The organism is Rasiella rasia (genome assembly GCF_011044175.1).
In the GTDB taxonomy this organism is placed as follows: Bacteria; Bacteroidota; Bacteroidia; order Flavobacteriales; family Flavobacteriaceae; genus Marinirhabdus; species Marinirhabdus rasia.
The window spans coordinates 586,526-601,158 of the sequence record NZ_CP049057.1; the positions used below are offsets into that span (position 1 = coordinate 586,526).

Consider the following 14,633-nt stretch of genomic DNA (forward strand, 5'->3'; position numbering starts at 1 on the left):
AAAGAGTTGAAGTACTTGTATCCACAGTATGGTTACAATAAAAACGCCACCCCGGTTCCTCTACCGGGGCAGCGCTTCTCTCGATTGGTTAATTAGTACATACTTACTCCTTAACAAACTTCAAGGTTGTTTGTGCATCTTTAGCACTAATTTGAACAATGTATGTGCCCGTAGCTAAACTAGATATATCTACTTTGGCAGTGGTAGCAGCAACTTCTTGTGTTAAAAGTTCCTGCCCTAAGGTATTATAGATTTTTATTGCTGAAATATTAACTTCGGAAGCAATTGTTAGCGTCTTTTCTGCCGGATTTGGGTACAGCGTGAGGTTAGCGAGGCTTTCTTCTGTGGTACCTAGTGTAGCATCAAAGATACTCATCCATGCAAACTGAAGTGTCTGTGAGGGTACAATGGTGCCAAGCAAGGTAGAAGCACCTGTTGCGGTGTTTATGGTGCGTAACTCAGGCTTAAAAGTACCTGAGTTAAATGTAGTAGCTACCAAACTATTGTCTGCTGGGTTATAACTCATACCCTGCCCAAATTCAGAATCGAATCCAATAGGTCCGAGTGCGGTGGCGGCGCCAGTAGTTCGGTCTATACGATGCACTAAATCTGTATCTATATCTAAGGCATAGAGGTTATTCATCATATCTCTTCCTAATGCAATTCCCACGACAAGACCATTATCACCACCAACGGCAGTTGCCTGACCGCCTAATATATCAATTTCATAGAGCGCAGTACTGCCCATTCCGTCGGTTGCTATACCATATAGTATTCCGTCTGATGAGTATTCGAGTCCGGTAAACGACTGCCCTGCCCCTGCTGGAATTCCGCCTATGGTAACATACATTCCGTTTGAGTCAACTTCATAAAATATATTGTTGTTATCTACAATTATAGCTCTTGCGGTACCTGGTATGGTAGCGCCTGCTCCTTCAAAATCATTTAATGGCGAAGGTGCTATCACCTCAACCGTAGCAAGGTTTGTAGGGTTAATAACTACAGAGTTACCCTTTGTATTTTCTGTAGCTCGAATTGGCATGTCACCTACATAGCGTACCGTTTCGGCATTGTTTTGCGCATCAAAATGTTTACGTAATTGAGCAACTTCCTCTACGGTAAAGACATCGTAGATACTTCCAATATGATTTCCTTCTAGCCTGTCTAACAAAACAGACAGGTCTGTGCTTTGTGCTACTGTAAGTTGGCTAAAAACCATACATACCAGAAGCGTAAAAAATGTAGTTGTTTTCATAATCTGTGGATTTTAAGTTTAATTAAAACTACGTATGCATAACTCTTTAATAGGAGCCAATTAGTATTTAACCCTTTACATTGAGAATCTAAGAGTGAGTAATGAGAATTGAAGCAGTTTCACGGTTTTAGCTTTCCGAAGTAGTATTTCTACGGAAATTGTACAAAACATAAACATTAGGCAGGAAGCGTAAAATTTCCGCAGAAAATCCTTATAAGATTTGTATCTTGAGTATTATAAAATCTGTAACAATAACGTAGCATTACATGACGAGACGAAAAAAAATATGGCTTGGTATTCTAACCTTTCTGCCCTTACTGTTTGTAATTATATACATTATTTGTTTTGCAGTATATATGTTTTCTTTTGTGAATGTTCTAGAAGCACAAGCGGGAGACCCCGAAGTGGCAGACCCAACCATATTTTTCGGCATGTTTGGCATTATGTTTATTATGATTTTCCTTTCCATAATAAGTACTATCGCACTTTTAATCTATTACATCATACACGCCAATGGCAATCCGAAGTTTGACAGCAATCAAAAACTTATCTGGATTCTTATTTTAGTACTTGCCAGTGGTATTGGTAATATCATTTACTATTTTGTAGAAATTCTCCCTAAAGACAAGACATCAACCAACATCTCAACTACATGAGTCTGTTCTACCATTACAATTTGAACGAATCAAATTCGTGAAGGGGTGGTTGTATGTAAAGAAGTTAGAACAAATCGCGTAAGGTTATTTTTAAACCACAATGAATAAAGAGGAAATTCAAAAGAAAATAGAAAGTGAGCTAGTAATCACTAGAGACAAGGTTGCCAAGTACCAAGAACTTTGTAAACCTATAGCTCCCGAAAACGCGATTGGCCGTGTTTCTCGCATGGATGCCATTAATAACAAATCGGTTAATGAAGCGGCTTTAAGAAAAGCTACTACCAAACTGAAAAACCTAGAAGTTGCGCTAACTAAAGTGCATGATATAGACTTTGGTATCTGCGTACGATGCAAAGAACCTATTCCCCTAGGCAGAATTTTATTGGTTCCTCATGCCCTTACTTGCGTAAACTGTGCTAGATAATCACTATCTTTAAAACAACTAACAACCAAAATAATGACGCCAATAACCAAAAATTTTGATTTTGGAAATTTATACCTGCATGAGAATTACGTAATTGCGGTAATGCATCAGGGTATTACAGTGCTCCCAGAATACAATAAATATTTGGTTGAGATTGCAGACACTTTCTACAAAGACACTCCTTTTGTATATATCACACACAGAAAGCACTCGTACGCAGTAGATCCGAGTGTATATTTTGAAACTTCAAAAATTGAAAATCTTCGAGCCTTTGCTGTTGTTTCTCAAAAAGAAATTGATACGAGAACAGTTCCAGTTGAAAAAATCTTTTTTAAAAAGCCTTTTCAGCTATTTGACGATTTGGAAGAGGCAATTGCCTGGGCTTTAGAAAAGGTAAAAGAGTAAATTAGTCTACCACAAATTTAAAAGTTCTCACCTGTCCTTTGTAATTACTTACCTGTAGTAAATAAAGACCTTGAGTTAAGCTGCTTGTATCTAAAACTAGTGTAGCAGCTTTCGTAACATTAGCCATCTCTAGCACTTTTTCTCCGCTAACAGAGAATACCTCTGTATACTTTATATCAGAACTATTTTCGAGGTATGCGTTGCTCCCGTTCTTATAAAAAATGAGCTCTGCTAACGAATTTGCAACATCATATACACTTAAGACAATATCTGGCTTGCATTTGGTAATTGAATCTAAATTTTGATACACCGAGACCCCATTTTTAAAAGAACAGCTTAAATGCCCCACATTATTAATATCTGGATGACCACCTGGAGCATTTATAATAGAAAGCGACCCTACACCTTCTATCCAAATTGCATTTTCTGTACTTGATGTATTTCCGGGAGTGGGTGAAAAATAGAAATGTCTATATGCATTATTATCGGCTAAAACTCTACTGCGAATAGAGTCTAGGTTGAAAGGTCCTCCATTAGTAGGAAAAGGTGTTATTGGATTGTTCATTACAAAGGTATCTCCTTCTTCTAACGAAAAATCGTAAAGAAGATAGTCTTCTACTCCACTTGGCAGGTACATTTTTATAAAGACCTGTTTGGCATCTATATCTTCGCGCAATAAGAATCCACGAGAAATATAATGATAGCCGTCTAGTATCTTGTAACTTTTACCGTCTACAATGGTATCTCCATCTGTAAAATAGGTGTCTGTAAGGCATCCAAAATTACAGGTTGTTAGTTTCCATTCGTTATAGGTGTCTAACATTGGCACATATTCTTGTGCCAATGTAGAAAGACAACTTAAAAATACTACTATTGAAATTACTTTTGTTTTCATACGCTCTTAGCTATACAGCACGTCTGAATCTATGCTGAAGCTCTGTAAATATGCAATAGACGAATGAATATCATTTGCGAGCAGTCTATCTTCGGCAACAAAATCGACTACCGTTCTAAACGAAGCTACAAAGCTTTCTATAAATTCTGAAGACTTCTTAGGTCTTCTAAACTCAAGTGCTTGAGACGCATTTAACAGCTCTATAGCTAGTACAGTCTCTAGGTTATCTACAATACGTAAACACTTTGTTGCTGCATTAGCGCCCATGCTAACATGGTCTTCTTGCCCGTTACTAGACACAATGCTATCTACAGAAGCCGGTGTGGCTAATTGTTTATTTTGGCTTACAACACTTGCCGCCGTGTATTGCGGAATCATAAATCCACTGTTGAGCCCTGGGTTGTTTACTAGAAAAGCTGGCAATCCGCGTAGTCCTGAAACCAATTGATAGGTTCTTCGTTCTGAAATATTAGCCAATTCTGCTAAGGCGATACCTAAATAATCTAGTGCTAACGCGAGTGGCTGTCCGTGAAAATTTCCACCGGAAATAATTAAATCGGCATCAATAAAAATATTTGGGTTGTCTGTAACACTATTAATTTCTGTTTTGAAGGTTTTGCTCGCAAACAAAATGGTGTCTTTGCTAGCCCCATGTACCTGTGGGATGCACCTAAAAGAATACGGATCTTGAACATTGTTCTTTTCGCTCTGCCCTATTTCGCTAGCTTCCAAAAACTCGTTAATACGTTCTGCTGTTTTTACTTGTCCGCGATGAGGGCGTACCAAATGCACCAACGGATTAAAAGGACTCATATTACAGTCGAATGCGTCTACAGAAATAGCACCAATTACATCGGCTAAATACGAAAGTTTATGTGCCTTAAGCAGCACGTATGTACCATACGCACTCATAAACTGGGTTCCGTTTAGCAGTGCCAGTCCTTCTTTTGCCTGAAGTACAATAGGGTTCCAATTATATTTCTTTAAGATTTTTTCTGATGAAACAATTGCGTCGTCTACCCATACATCACCTTTACCTAACAAGGGTAAGGCCAAGTGCGCAAGCGGAGCCAAATCTCCAGAAGCACCAAGACTCCCTTGATTGTAAATTACTGGTAAAACATCTTCGTTATAAAATGATATAAGACGTTCTACAGTTGCTAGTTGTACACCGCTATAACCGTAGCTAAGCGACTGTATTTTTAACAGCAACATTAATTTAATGATGGGCTTTGGAACATACTCTCCAGTACCACACGCATGAGAAAGCACAAGGTTTTCTTGCAATTTACTTAAATCTTCATCGGCTATTTTGACATTGCACAGAGAACCAAAACCAGTGTTTATTCCATATATAGGACTTTTGTCGTTTTTTATCTTTTCCTGTAGGTACTGGTACGATTTTTTAATATTGAGAATGGCTTCTTCAGAAAGAGCTAATGCCATCTGGTTGTCTAGAATCTTGCTGATTACTGGTAAATCGAGATTCTCTGAACTTATATAATGGGTATCTTGCATGCTTGGGCTGTTTCTACAAAAATACAATTTCATGTTAAGTTTCAATCAATATTTCTAGAATGCCACAATTATTCGTTTATTTTGCTTCAACAAACTTGTATAAAATGAAAAAAATACTTCTCGTTCTTAGTGTATTAGCCGTTGTAGCATGCCAAGAAGAACAACCAAAGAAAGACTACGTAACCTTTTCAGGAACTATTACAAACCCAAATACAGATTCACTTCTAGTAGAGAAACGGGGATTTAAAAAGGTAATTGCAGTAAATAAAGACGGCTCGTTTAGCGATACCTTGAAAGTTGACGACGGAATGTATTTCTTCTACGACGGTGTAGAAAGTTCTGCTCTTTTCTTAAAAAATGGCTATGATTTAAATCTTACCATGGACACAAAAGAGTTTGATGAAAGTATTAAATACACGGGTGAAGGTGCCGAAAACAATAATTTTCTAGCTGAAAAAGCACTTAAAGAAGAAAAGATCTTTGGGCAGGATTTCGACAAACTTGATGCGGCAGGCCTAAACAAAGCCATGATTGATGCAAGTAATGAGTTGTCTGCCTTTATTGACGGTCGTAAAGGACTAGATTCTTTGCTTGTAGTGAAGTCTAAAGAAAGCTTACAAGGTACTATAGACAGTATGAAAGGGTACTATGGAAGCATGATTGCCCTGCGCGAGGCCTTTCCTAAGGGTTCTCCTTCTCCTACCTTTGAAGATTACGAGAATTTTAAAGGAGGTACTACATCGCTATCAGATTTAGAAGGGAAGTATGTATATATAGATGTGTGGGCTACGTGGTGTGCTCCGTGTAAAGCTGAAATACCTTTCCTTAAAAAGCTTGAAGCCGAAATGCACGACAAGAATATTACGTTTGTAAGTATGAGTATTGATGATGACAGAACACACAAAGGTTCTTGGGAGCAAGCCAAAGAAGACTGGAAAGCTATGGTTGCAGATAAAGAATTAAGTGGGGTACAAATTATGGCGCCTAAAGGTTGGCAATCTACCTTTATTAGAGATTACAGAATTCAAGGGATTCCTAGATTTATTTTAATAGACCCAAACGGGAAGGTAGTAGACCCCAGCGCTCCTAGACCTTCAGACCCTGCATTAAAAACAATGTTAGCAGATTTACTGTAAAAAGTATAGCCACTAATTCAAAAAAGTACGCTACGTTCTATTTTATTAGTTCGTAGCGTTTTTTTATGCATTTTTAGCATCTTGCTCTGTTGGTTCTGGCGCAAACAGGGTTAAGAAAGCGGGGCCTATGTGCTCAACAATATCTTGAGCAATTAATGCTTCAAAGCCTATTTCTTGTGTTGCGAGATTACCAGCACTTCCATGCAAATACACACCAAATACAGAAGCAATTAGTGGATCGTAGCCTTGCGAAATTAATCCTGCAATCATCCCTGAAAGCACATCTCCACTGCCTCCAGTTGCCATACCTGGATTGCCTGTAGTGTTTATATAGAGGCGTTCTTCAATAACTACTATTGTATTGGCTCCCTTTATGACCACAATAACATTGTGCTGTTTAGCAAATGATTTTGTTTTTTCAAGCTTGTCATAATCATCGGTCCATGCCCCGATTAGTCGTTCTAACTCTCCTGGATGTGGCGTTAGTACAGATAATTCAGGAATATGGTTTAGTAATTCATCATTGGCTGCAATACAATTAAGGGCATCTGCATCTATCACCAATGGTTCTTTGGCTTCTTTAAACAATTTACCCAACGCCTTTACCGTTTCAGGTTTTGTACCAATGCCCATACCTACGGCAATAGACGAAGGCTCAAAATCTATGGCGATTGATGTAATTAAATCGTCTTCTGCATCTGTAAGAGTCATAGCTTCTGGCACTGCAGTTTGTAAAATGTTATAGCCACTCTCAGGAACAAATGCAGTAACCAGTCCTGCACCTGTTCGGTAGGCAGCTTTTGTGGTAAGCACTGCAGCTCCCATTTTACCATAACTCCCTGCAACAACTAATGTATGTCCAAAAGATCCTTTGTGGGCATATTTCTCTCGCTGTTTATAAAACTGTTGCGCTTCGGGCTTGGCGATTACTTGAGCTATTGGCTCTGTAGTATGCAAATATTCTGGGTCTAACCCAATTTCTAATACCTCAAAATATGGGACAAACCGTCCGGTTTCGGGTAAAAAGAAACTAAGCTTTGGCGCTTGAAACGTAAGGGTGTGGCTAGCTTTTAGTACTGCTTCGGCATCTGTTAATGCTTTATTGGCATACATTCCGCTAGGGATGTCTATAGATAGTTTAAATGATTTTTTACTGTTTAGATACTGTATAAGTTCTTTAACCCAACCTTCGGGTGGTCTGTTTAGCCCAATCCCAAAAAGCGCATCAATAATAATATCTTCGTCTTTTATTTCAGGAAAGTCATGGGCCGATGTCATTAATATAGGCCAATCTTTTGTGACCGTTTTTATGCGATCATAATTTATCAAGAAACATTTAGAGCGTTTGTCAGTAAAGTTAGCCACGTAAACTTTAACATTATAACCATGCTCAATAAGTAATCTTCCCACTACAAGTCCATCTCCCCCATTGTTTCCAATTCCGCTAAAGATATGAATTGGCACTTGAGCGCCTTGCATTCTATGATGCAACCAATTAAAGATTTGCGTACCCCCGCGCTCCATTAATTCTACGAGGGTAATTCCGTGTTTTTTAGTAGTAATTTTATCGGCTTCGTGCAGTTGTGCCGCGCTAAATAGCTTCATAGGGTGTATAGGCTTGATTCTAGGTAAAGATACTTGTATTGAAAAATTCTAGCAACCAAGATTGCAAAAAACAGCTAAGAGATTTTTTTATTCTCATGTTCAGAAAAGTTACCTTTGCGGTGCTAAACTCAACTTTATGAAAAATACTGCCTTATCTGAAATTCACGAAGCCTTAGGCGCTAAAATGGTACCTTTTGCTGGATATAATATGCCTGTTTCTTACGAAGGTGTTGTTGCCGAGCACGAAACTGTACGAAATAGCGTGGGTGTTTTTGACGTCTCTCACATGGGCGAATTTCTAATTGAAGGTCCAAATGCCTTAGCGCTCATCCAAAAAGTTACTAGCAACGATGCTTCAAAATTGGTAGATGGGCAAGCGCAATACAGTTGTCTTCCCAACGAAGATGGAGGAATTGTAGACGACTTAATAATCTATCGTTTAGAAGCCGAAAAGTGGCTGCTAGTGGTGAATGCTTCAAATATTGAAAAAGATTGGAATTGGATTAGCTCGCATAATTCTATGAATGCCACAATGAAGAATCTTTCCGAAGACTACTCATTGCTTGCTATTCAGGGTCCGAAAGCTGTAGAAGCAATGCAATCACTAACATCTGTAGACCTTTCAGAAATAAAATTTTACACCTTTAAAGTAGCAGATTTTGCAGGTATAGACCATGTAATTATTAGCGCTACGGGTTATACTGGGAGCGGCGGATTTGAAATCTATTGTAAAAACAGTGAGGTGGCACAGGTTTGGGAGCAAGTACTGGCGGCTGGTGCAGATTTTGGTATTAAACCCATAGGTTTGGCAGCACGTGATACGCTTCGCTTAGAAATGGGTTATTGTCTCTACGGAAATGATATAGACGATACTACCTCGCCTCTAGAAGCAGGATTGGGTTGGATTACCAAATTCACTAAAGATTTTGTGAATGCAGACAACTTGAAACAACAAAAAGAAGCAGGAATACGTAGAAAATTGGTTGGATTTGAACTAAAAGAACGCGGCATTCCAAGACAAGGGTATGACATTGTTGGAACCGAAGGAAACGTAATTGGCAATGTAACTAGCGGTACTATGGCTCCCTCACTAAATAAAGGTATTGGATTGGGATACGTAACTAAAGAAATGAGCGCGCCAGGTACAGAAATATTTATTCAGATACGCAAGAATCAGGTGCCTGCAGTCGTTGTAAAACTACCATTCTATAAAGGCTAATGACAGACTATCAAGAGATTTTAGATTCCATTTATAGTGAATTACTTCAGCAAGAAGACAAGGGTGAGATAGCAGATTACATTCCTGAACTTGCCAAGGTAGATCCTACTAAATTCGGAATCTATCTTAATCGAATTCATGAAGATAACTACGGTGTTGGCGATGCCTATACCAAGTTTTCTATTCAGAGTATTTCAAAAGTATTTACGCTTGCCATGGCGTTTTCGAACCAAGGCAATAAATTATGGAACCGCGTAGATGTAGAGCCTTCTGGCAACCCTTTTAATTATTTGGCATTGCTAGAACAAGAAAACGGCATACCTCGAAATCCGTTGATTAACTCTGGCGCCATCGTGGTTGCAGACTGTTTGCTATCTACCTACGACAATCCCAAGGCTGAACTTTTAAAATTTGTTCGTGAGCTGGCAAACGACGATAACATAGATTATAATGTAGAGGTGGCCGCTTCAGAAATGGCAACTGGGTATACCAATTTTGCTATCGCCAATTTGCTAAAAAGCTTCAATAATCTTGAAAATCCAGTAGAAGACGTACTCGACTTCTACTTTCATCAATGCAGCTTAGAAATGACCTGTGAGCAATTGAGCAATGCGTTTTTTCCGTTTGCCAACAAAGGAGTTTGTATGCAACAAAATACGTGTCTTACACCCACACAAGCCAAACGAATTAACGCCATCATGCTAACCTGCGGATTTTACGACGAGGCTGGAGAATTTGCATTTGAAGTTGGCTTACCGGGTAAAAGTGGTGTGGGCGGCGGTATTGTAGCCCTACTCCCAGATAATTTTATCATCACTACTTGGTCTCCTGGCTTAAATGAAAAAGGCAATAGCTACCTTGGCATGCTAGCCTTAGAAAAGTTTACAACCGCAAGCAAAGCTTCTATATTTTAGTATGTCTGAAATCCCCACTACAAAACACACCATCCTTATTTTGGGTGCTAGCGGCTTTATTGGCAATGCCATTTACAGAGAGCTTGGCTCCTATTTTAAAACCTACGGAACCTATTGTTCGCAAGATGGAATGTATGGTGCTAATCAGATCTTTTTTAAATATGATTTGGAGCATGATAGTATTGCTGAAATTTTAGAAGAAACACAACCGTCTGTTATTATTTCGTCGCTTCGCGGAAATTTTAATTCGCAATACCAAGTGCATAGCGAGCTCGCAAAATATGTGCGAGCCAATCATGAGTGCCGATTGCTTTATTTATCATCTGTAAATGTGTTTGACGGCTTATTTCAGTTTCCAGCATTTGAAGCAGATACGCCAAAAGCAGAAAGTGACTACGGAAGACATAAAATTAACATAGAACGTATGTTGCAGGAAGAAATTCCAGCGCAATTCGCCATCTTACGATTGCCTATGGTTTTAGGTGTACACGCGCCAAGGCTAATACAATTGCGGCAAGCAAGTAAGCATAAGGCAGCTTTTGAAGTATTCCCTAATTTAATTATTAGTGTTACAACGGCAGATAAGATTGCGCAGCAAGTGCATTATATAGTGAACCAGCAATTGGATGGGATTTTTCATCTAGCATCTGAAGACGTAATACATCACGAAGATTTATTTAGAGAATTATGCGAAAAACTGGGAAATGAACGACCTGTCTTTAAAAGTGTTTATAAGCGTAATGAAGATTCGTATTTGGCGCTGCTTCCTAAGAAAAACAAACTACCGAAATCGTACCGCATTACAGTTTCCGAAGTAATTGATGCCTGTACGCTAAAAGAAGAAATTAGTACCTTTAAGAATTAAGAAGTTGCTGGGATGTAGGTGTTATAAAGATGCATTTGTTCCGCCTATTTTAAATCTATTTAACTGCTTACAACTAACTAAAGATTACGAACCATTAAGAAAAATTAAAACACCATGAAAACATACACAGAACAAGAAGTGCTAGAAAAGCTTTCAGATTTTGAAGGATGGGAGTTTAATGAAAATGCACTTCACACTGCGTTTGAATTTGAAAACTTTAAAGAAACATTTACTATTATGACGCGTATAGCCTTTGAGGCAGAACGCTTAGGGCACCATCCAGATTGGGCGAACGTATATAATAAATTACACATTACTCTTTCTACGCATGAAGCCGGCGGAGTTACCGATAAAGATTTTGAATTTGCTAAAGTGATAGACCAACTAATAGGTTAAGCGAAATACAATGTAAAATTTGGAATTTGGAATTTGGAATTTTTATATTTGAAAAATTAATGAATGACACTACTAATATCTAATTTAACCTAGGTAAGTACGTCGAGACCTAAATAACTTTTTATGGGAAGAGCTTTTGAATTTAGAAAAGCAAGAAAAATGAAACGCTGGTCTGCAATGTCTAAAGCGTTTACACGTATTGGAAAAGACATTGTAATGGCAGTAAAAGAAGGTGGTCCCGACCCCGATTCTAATTCGCGTTTACGTGCTGTGATACAAAATGCCAAGGCAGTAAATATGCCTAAAGACAATGTAGAACGTGCCATTAAACGCGCGAGTGATAAAAGTCAGGGAGATTACAAAGAAGTTCTTTTTGAAGGCTACGCTCAACATGGTATTGCAGTTTTAATTGAAACGGCTACAGACAACAACACCCGTACGGTGGCAAATGTTCGATCGTATTTTAATAAAACAGATGGTAGTTTAGGTACTTCTGGTTCTGTAGTTTTTATGTTCGATCATACCTGTAACTTTAGAGTAAATGGAGAAGGATTAGACATGGAAGAGTTAGAATTGGAACTTATAGACCATGGTATCGAAGAGATTTTTGATAATGAAGATGAAGATGAGCCTGGGGTTATGATTTATGCGCCTTTTGAAAGTTTTGGTTCTATACAAGCGTATTTAGAAGAAAACAATATTGAGATTTTATCGTCTGGGTTTGAACGTATCCCGCAGGTGACTAAAAAATTAACACCAGAACAGGTGGAAGATGTAGAAAAACTGATTGAAAAATTAGAAGAAGACGATGATGTACAGAATGTCTATCACACAATGGAAGAATCTTCGTAGACACCTATAATTATAGCGTAAAATTGTAAACGGTAGAAAGTTGCTTCTGTAATATTAAGAATATTCGGGCACCTTCCCTACTACTCCGTCGTAATAACTTCGAAGTAAAGGCATATCGTTTTCAAGGGAACCGGTAGGATAAAAAGGATCGTAAATAGTTACTGTCTTCGTCTTATAATCGAAGGCAACTGGAATGATTGGAACTTTAGCTTTTAATGCAATAAAATAAAATCCAGTTTTCCATGCATCAACCTTTTTGCGGGTGCCTTCTGGCGCTAATGTTAGTCTAAATTCGTCTTTTTGGTCAAAAACTTTAGCAATTGCTTCCACTTTATTTTGTCCTGAAGTACGATCTAGTGCTGCGCCTCCCATCCATCTAAAGTACCAACCAAATGGAAACTTAAAAAGCTCCTTTTTCCCAACAAAATTAATTTGAGTTTTAGTAATACGACGTGTAAAAACACCTATATAGAAGTCGTGCCAACTGGTATGTGGCACTACAATAATCACAGATTTTTTGATATCTCTATCAAAGTCACCTACTATTTTCCAGCCTAAAACGGTTTTGAATATAAATTTCGCGAATCCCAAAGAATGTATCTATTGCTACATTTTCAAATATAGGTCTTTAAGTTTATCGCGTGTCATAATTTTTTCCCAATCATCACCTAAGGCATTTTCCCAAAGAGGAACCAAGCTTAGTGCAATATCTATCATAGTTTCCATCTGTTTGTCTGTAAGATTAGCACAAACATTTTGAGGAATGGTAATATCATGAAGTTTCACCATTTCTTTGAACAGCTCAACATCTTTCGGATAATAATCTTGTAGATGATCAAATACGATACAGTTACCCACACCGTGTTTTGTTCCTAACACATAAGACAATCCGTAACTCATGGCATGTGCAACACCTACTTGAGAATACGCAATACTCATACCCCCGTGCCAAGATGCCATCATAAGCTTGGCTCTAGATTCTGCATCAGATAATGTATCTGTTAAGAAGATCTCTTTACACAAATCGTATGCTTTTTCACCATAACTTTCACTGAAAGCGTTAAGGAATGTACCATTTAGAGATTCAACACAATGAATAAAGCAGTCCATACCCGTGTAAAACCACTGATCTTTTGGAACGCCTTGCGTTAAATCTGGATCAAGTACTACCTGATCGTAAGGTGTAAAATCACTATTAAGCCCCAACTTCTTTTCTGGACCTGTTAATATAGCCGTTCTAGATACTTCGGCACCAGTTCCTGAAATCGTTGGAATACCTACGTGGTAGATACCTTTATTTTGCAAGAGATCCCATCCCTGATAATCGGCAGCACTTCCTTTATTAGTAATAAGTAAGGAAACGGCTTTTGCCAAATCGAGAATACTTCCTCCACCAATACCAATGATACCAGATGGTTGGTAGGTGAATTCGTTTTTAATATTTTTTACAATGGTATCAACCTGCTCCGTTTTTGGTTCTTCTAACGTTGAAACATAGATTAGCTTGTCGTTAAAACGCAAGTTAAGCTTATTTCCAAACGCTTCATCTTTCTGAAAAACGTCATCAACCAAATAAATGAAAGGTGCTTTATCTTTCCGTTTTGGCGCTAAGATAGAGGGCAATTGGTCGAAACTACCTTGTCCGAAAATAACTTTCGGTACCATTGGGAAATTTCGGTATTTATTATTTACGGAAGGATTGGCGGTTTCTTTAAGCACTTTATTAGCTCGTATCAAATCTTCTGGAGTATCTATTTCGATACCTTCATTATTATTAATTGCCATTTTAATATTCTTACCGTACTCTAAATATCTAATGCATTCAATTTTTTCTGCCGCTTCTAATGCGCGCATTGGCAGCTTGTAAAAATCCATTAGTGCATCTTTTCTAAAGGCGTAGATACCTTTATGCTTGTAGTATTGTACTGCAATATTTTTATCACGAGGATACGGCACTGGAGATCTTGAAAAGTACTGTGCAAAATTATCTTTGTCTACAACTACCTTTACAGCATTAGGATCGCTTATCTCTTTCCAGTCGTAAATCTCTGTCATTAATGAGGCCAAGTCTATTTTTTCGGCATCTGGCCCTTTAAAAACAGCGAGCACCTGTTCTAGCCCTCTTTTGCTTGTAAACGGCTCATCGCCTTGTACGTTTACAATTATGTCTACGTCCATATGCTCTACAGCCTCAGCGATACGGTCACTACCACAGTCGTGTTCTTTTATACTCATGATGGCTTTACCGCCATGCATTTCTATTTCGTTAAAGATAAGTTCGCTATCTGTAACTACGTATACTTCGTCGAAGAGCGCTGTTGCTTTAGTGGCTTCATATGTTCTAACGATTACAGGTTTTCCGCCTAAATCTTGCATTAGTTTACCAGGAAATCGAGATGCGCCGTAACGCGCAGGGATCATTGCGATTATTTTCAAGTCAGTTATTTTTTGTTGAAGTGAGCAAAAATATATAATTATCTACGTTCAAGATGC

At 38.3% G+C, this 14,633-nt stretch carries 15 protein-coding genes and 1 pseudogene; 9 read left to right on the plus strand and 7 right to left on the minus strand.

From position 1 onward, the window contains the following. Positions 1 to 103 precede the first annotated feature (103 nt). Entirely contained in the window at positions 104 to 1,255 is a 1,152-nt protein-coding gene (locus G5B37_RS02640) for a T9SS type A sorting domain-containing protein (protein ID WP_164678500.1), read from the minus strand. A 266-nt stretch (positions 1,256 to 1,521) separates the two neighbouring features. Here G5B37_RS02640 and G5B37_RS02645 point away from each other — a divergent pair, with 266 nt between their 5' ends. From G5B37_RS02645 to G5B37_RS02655, 3 genes are all read left to right on the plus strand, one after another. After that, a complete protein-coding gene (locus G5B37_RS02645; RefSeq protein ID WP_164678501.1) occupies positions 1,522 to 1,911 on the plus strand; it encodes a cation-translocating P-type ATPase in 390 nt (129 codons plus the stop codon). A gap of 100 nt (positions 1,912 to 2,011) precedes the next feature. Next, on the plus strand, positions 2,012 to 2,335 hold the full coding sequence (locus G5B37_RS02650; RefSeq protein ID WP_164678502.1) for a TraR/DksA family transcriptional regulator: 324 nt from the start codon (positions 2,012 to 2,014) through the stop codon (positions 2,333 to 2,335). 33 nt (positions 2,336 to 2,368) lie between these two features. Beyond that, positions 2,369 to 2,740 (plus strand): hypothetical protein, encoded by a 372-nt coding sequence (locus tag G5B37_RS02655; protein WP_164678503.1) that lies wholly within the window; start codon positions 2,369 to 2,371, stop codon positions 2,738 to 2,740. A gap of 1 nt (position 2,741) precedes the next feature. Here G5B37_RS02655 and G5B37_RS02660 read toward each other — a convergent pair whose 3' ends face one another. Both G5B37_RS02660 and hutH read right to left on the minus strand, forming a co-directional pair. Then, a complete protein-coding gene (locus G5B37_RS02660; protein ID WP_164678504.1) occupies positions 2,742 to 3,635 on the minus strand; it encodes a T9SS type A sorting domain-containing protein in 894 nt (297 codons plus the stop codon). A gap of 6 nt (positions 3,636 to 3,641) precedes the next feature. Continuing rightward, complete coding sequence (gene hutH / locus G5B37_RS02665; protein ID WP_164678505.1) at positions 3,642 to 5,153, minus strand: histidine ammonia-lyase; 1,512 nt, start codon at positions 5,151 to 5,153, stop codon at positions 3,642 to 3,644. Between the two features lie 104 nt (positions 5,154 to 5,257). Here hutH and G5B37_RS02670 point away from each other — a divergent pair, with 104 nt between their 5' ends. Then, positions 5,258 to 6,289: a TlpA family protein disulfide reductase gene (locus G5B37_RS02670; RefSeq protein ID WP_164678506.1), complete on the plus strand. Its 1,032-nt coding sequence runs from the start codon at positions 5,258 to 5,260 to the stop codon at positions 6,287 to 6,289. Positions 6,290 to 6,352: 63 nt separating this feature from the next. On the opposite strand, the gene G5B37_RS02675 is transcribed toward G5B37_RS02670, so the two are convergent. Next, a complete protein-coding gene (locus G5B37_RS02675) occupies positions 6,353 to 7,894 on the minus strand; it encodes an NAD(P)H-hydrate dehydratase (RefSeq protein ID WP_164678507.1) in 1,542 nt (513 codons plus the stop codon). A 136-nt stretch (positions 7,895 to 8,030) separates the two neighbouring features. Between G5B37_RS02675 and gcvT the strand changes: the two genes are divergently transcribed. The 5 genes from gcvT to G5B37_RS02700 all read left to right on the plus strand — a co-directional run bounded on the left by gcvT (position 8,031) and on the right by G5B37_RS02700 (position 12,140). Beyond that, positions 8,031 to 9,113: a glycine cleavage system aminomethyltransferase GcvT gene (gene gcvT / locus G5B37_RS02680; RefSeq protein ID WP_164678508.1), complete on the plus strand. Its 1,083-nt coding sequence runs from the start codon at positions 8,031 to 8,033 to the stop codon at positions 9,111 to 9,113. Next, positions 9,113 to 10,027, plus strand: coding sequence for a glutaminase (locus G5B37_RS02685; RefSeq protein ID WP_164678509.1), 915 nt, complete (start codon positions 9,113 to 9,115; stop codon positions 10,025 to 10,027). Before gcvT ends, G5B37_RS02685 begins: the two co-directional genes overlap by 1 nt. 1 nt (position 10,028) lies before the next feature. After that, a complete protein-coding gene (locus G5B37_RS02690) occupies positions 10,029 to 10,892 on the plus strand; it encodes a sugar nucleotide-binding protein (RefSeq protein WP_164678510.1) in 864 nt (287 codons plus the stop codon). 114 nt (positions 10,893 to 11,006) lie between these two features. Then, positions 11,007 to 11,288: a 4a-hydroxytetrahydrobiopterin dehydratase gene (locus G5B37_RS02695; RefSeq protein WP_164678511.1), complete on the plus strand. Its 282-nt coding sequence runs from the start codon at positions 11,007 to 11,009 to the stop codon at positions 11,286 to 11,288. A gap of 123 nt (positions 11,289 to 11,411) precedes the next feature. Then, the gene (locus G5B37_RS02700; protein ID WP_164678512.1) at positions 11,412 to 12,140 is read left to right on the plus strand and encodes a YebC/PmpR family DNA-binding transcriptional regulator; all 729 of its coding nucleotides are present in this window, start codon (positions 11,412 to 11,414) and stop codon (positions 12,138 to 12,140) included. Between the two features lie 54 nt (positions 12,141 to 12,194). Here the strand turns inward: G5B37_RS02700 and G5B37_RS02705 are convergent, their stop codons facing one another. From G5B37_RS02705 to kdsB, 3 genes and pseudogenes are all read right to left on the minus strand, one after another. Then, on the minus strand, positions 12,195 to 12,731 hold the full coding sequence (locus tag G5B37_RS02705; protein WP_164678513.1) for a 1-acyl-sn-glycerol-3-phosphate acyltransferase: 537 nt from the start codon (positions 12,729 to 12,731) through the stop codon (positions 12,195 to 12,197). Positions 12,732 to 12,746: 15 nt separating this feature from the next. Next, positions 12,747 to 13,805, minus strand: coding sequence for an iron-containing alcohol dehydrogenase family protein (locus tag G5B37_RS15140; RefSeq protein ID WP_263649860.1), 1,059 nt, complete (start codon positions 13,803 to 13,805; stop codon positions 12,747 to 12,749). A gap of 45 nt (positions 13,806 to 13,850) precedes the next feature. Continuing rightward, positions 13,851 to 14,561, minus strand: a pseudogene (gene kdsB / locus G5B37_RS15145) (3-deoxy-manno-octulosonate cytidylyltransferase); the annotation flags it as partial. Positions 14,562 to 14,633 lie beyond the last annotated feature (72 nt).